General features: G+C 59.8%; 2 protein-coding genes. Both read left to right on the top strand.

Annotation, left to right across the window (positions count from 1 at the left end; genetic code table 11):
* The coding region (locus AC13DJ_RS00375) for an IS1380-like element ISMaq3 family transposase (protein WP_482936963.1) at nt 1-887 on the top strand (887 nt) is incomplete at its 5' end.
* Nucleotides 888-1474: 587 nt separating this feature from the next.
* Nucleotides 1475-2983 carry a group II intron reverse transcriptase/maturase gene (ltrA, locus tag AC13DJ_RS00370; RefSeq protein WP_289100014.1) on the top strand — a complete coding sequence of 503 codons (1509 nt, stop codon included), beginning with the start codon at nt 1475-1477 and terminating at the stop codon, nt 2981-2983.
* Nucleotides 2984-3005: the final 22 nt, after the last annotated feature.

Below are 3005 nucleotides of genomic sequence, written 5' to 3'. Positions count from 1 at the left end.
AGCCGCCCAAGGAAATCGTGCTGGATTTTGACGGCACCGATATTCCGGTGCACGGCGACCAGCCGGGTAAGTTCTTTAACCGGTATTACGACCATCACTGCTACTTCCCGCTTTACGTCTTCTGCGGTAGGCACTTGCTGGTGAGCTATCTGCGCACCAGCAATCGAGGTGATGCCCGGCACAGCTGGGCCATTCTGGCGCTGCTGGTGCGATTTATTCGCGAGTATTGGCCACAGACCCGGATCGTGTTCCGGGGCGACTCCCACTTCAGCAAGCCCCGACTGCTGGCCTGGTGCGATCGCAACCAGGTGGATTACATCGTAGGCATGGCCCGCAACCAGCGGCTGGAGGCGCTTGCCGCCCCAGCCATGGACAAAGTCCGGACCTACTACGAGGCTCATGGCCATAAGCTCGCCAGCACCTTCCGCTTCCGCTACAAAGCCCGAAGCTGGCATAAGCCACGCTGGGTGGTTGCGCGCCTGGAATATGGCCCTCAAGGCCCGAACCCCCGGTTCGTTATCAGCTCCCGCTACGATGACGGATTCAAGCTCTACTACGAACAGTATTGCGCACGGGGTGATATGGAGAACCGGATCAAGGATCAACAACTGGATCTGTTTGCCGGTCGCACCTCCAGCACACACTGGTGGACCAACCAGTGGCGGCTGATCTTATCCGGCTTCGCCTACACCCTGTTCGAGCGTTTGCGGGTGCATCTGAAAAACACGCCCTTCGAACGTATGAGTGCCGGCACCTTGCGCTTGAAGCTGATCAAGGTTGGCGCAGTCATCATCCGCAACACCCGCCGAATACGGGTGTTGATGAGTGATAGCTATCCACACAAGAACGATCTCTCAGCACTGGTTCAGCGCTTGGTGCCCCAGTAGATAATCGGGCTCCCCCGGCCCGATACCAATGGGGGAAAGGGGGAGTTGTGCCTGAATGCCGGAAACTGGCTAAATAATCGCCAACTTCGACCATGACCACTCGGATCTGGCACTACCAGGCTTGGTCTGCGAAGGTTGTTGGAGCACTATGAGAAATCCGGGTGATGCGCCAGGTTAATCTGGCATGTTGGTGGCGCTGGAAATGCGCTACGAGGTAAGGCTGGCCAGCCGCCTTGGCCCCGAGTCATGGCCGCGACGGGTAACCGGAGTGGGCAAGCGTTGACAGGGGTTGTTGTGGGCCAGGTATTGAGCTCCGAAAATTCTCGCCCTTGGGGTGCCGACGGTATGCCCGTTCACGGAAGGCAACACTGGCCGAGGCGCAAATGGCAAGTCCCGGCCGGGCCCCACGGAGTCATAGACCCTGAGCACGCAGCTCTATACAGCATGCACGGAACCTGGGAGAGCCCAGCGCGTATCTGGTGGTGTGGGTAGTGCATCATCAGATCGGCAGGTGAAGGTGAAAGACCCGAACGACCTGCATGAACGCGGTTGGGCAGTCGGACGAGCCCATAGTAGTGGAGAAGCGGATGAACGAAGGCAATCAACGAGAGCAAGACCAAACTCGCCAAAAGCCGGAGGAATTCGTGGAGCGAAGGGGCTCGGCCAAGGGGAACACCGCTCAGGCGCCCACGACTGGGACACAGAGCCCAGGGGCCGTGTCGCGCGGTCTGATCGGTGTACGGGAAGCCGCAAGAAGGGACAAGGCGTTGCAGTTTACTGCCTTGCTGCACCACCTAACGCCGGAGTGCCTGAGAGGAAGCTTTGCGCGCCTCAAGCGCAATGCGAGTCCAGGCGTGGACGGGGTGCGGTGGGAAGATTACGCACCGATTGCAGAGAAGCGGGTCGTGGACCTGCACCGGAGTGTACAAGAGGGCAGTTATCGGGCTCAGCCGGTCAAACGAGCACGCATCCTCAAAGAGGACGGCAGTGAGAGACTGCTGGGCGTCTCTGCCCTGGAGGACAAGGTTGTCCAGGGCGCACTGGTGGAGGTGCTCAATGCCATTTACGAGGTCGACTTTAAAGGCTTCAGCTACGGCTTCCGGCCGGGGCGAAGCCAACACGATGCGCTGGACGCGCTCTGGGTCGGCCTGACCAGTCAACCGGTCAACTGGGTTCTGGATATGGACATCCAGGGGTTTTTCGACCACATCCAGCACGACTGGCTCATGCGCTTTCTTGGCCACCGGATTGGCGACAAGCGCATTCTGCGACTGATCAAGAAATGGTTGCGAGTAGGCGCCTTCGATGAGGGGCAATGGCTCGATCTCGCCGAGGGCTCACCTCAAGGCGCAGCCATCTCGCCGTTGCTGGCCAACATTTACCTTCACTACGCGTTTGACCTATGGGCCGATTGGTGGCGCAGACACCACGCACGTGGACGGGTGGTCATTGTACGTTATGCCGACGATACCGTTATGGGGTTCCAAGGCCGCGACGATGCGGAGGCTTTCCGCACCGCCGTGGCGCAACGCCTCAATCGGTTCGGTCTGACGCTGCACCCGAAGAAGACGCGGCTACTGGAGTTTGGCCGCTATGCCAACATCAACCGTAAGCAGCGCGGCGCAGGCAAGCCGGAGACCTTTGACTTCCTGGGTATGACACATATTTGCTCGTGCACACGCCGAGGCAAGTACACCATCCGGCGCCAGACTGCCGCGAAGCGCTTACGGGCTAAACTGCAACAAGTGAAAAGGCAATTGCGTCGGCGCCTGCATCGACCGGTTCCAGAGACCGCTCGTTGGCTGTGCGCCGTGCTCCAGGGGTACTACAATTATCACGCGGTGCCATACAATCTGGCCTCGCTTCGAGCTTTCTGGCACCATCTCAGCCGCGCCTGGTTCAAGGCGTTGAGGCGCAGAAGCCAGAAAGCACGGGGCTTGACGTGGGAACGCTTCAAACGCTTTCGCGATGCCTGGCTCCCGCTACCGCGTATCCTCCACCCCTGGCCCAGCGAGCGGTTTCGCCGTCGTCACCCGAGGCAGGAGCCGTATGCGGTAATACCGCACGTACGGATCTGTGCGGGGGGTGCCTCGTGAGAGGCATTCCTACCGCAACTAA

The organism is Marinobacter sp. L-46, from assembly GCF_056859535.1.
This window is presented reverse-complemented; position numbering and strand designations above follow the sequence as displayed.

Excerpts from the sequence above, each read along its gene's own strand:
- ltrA (WP_289100014.1), top strand. The coding sequence starts at position 1,475 with ATGAACGAAGGCAATCAACGAGAGCAAGACCAAACTCGCCAAAAGCCG.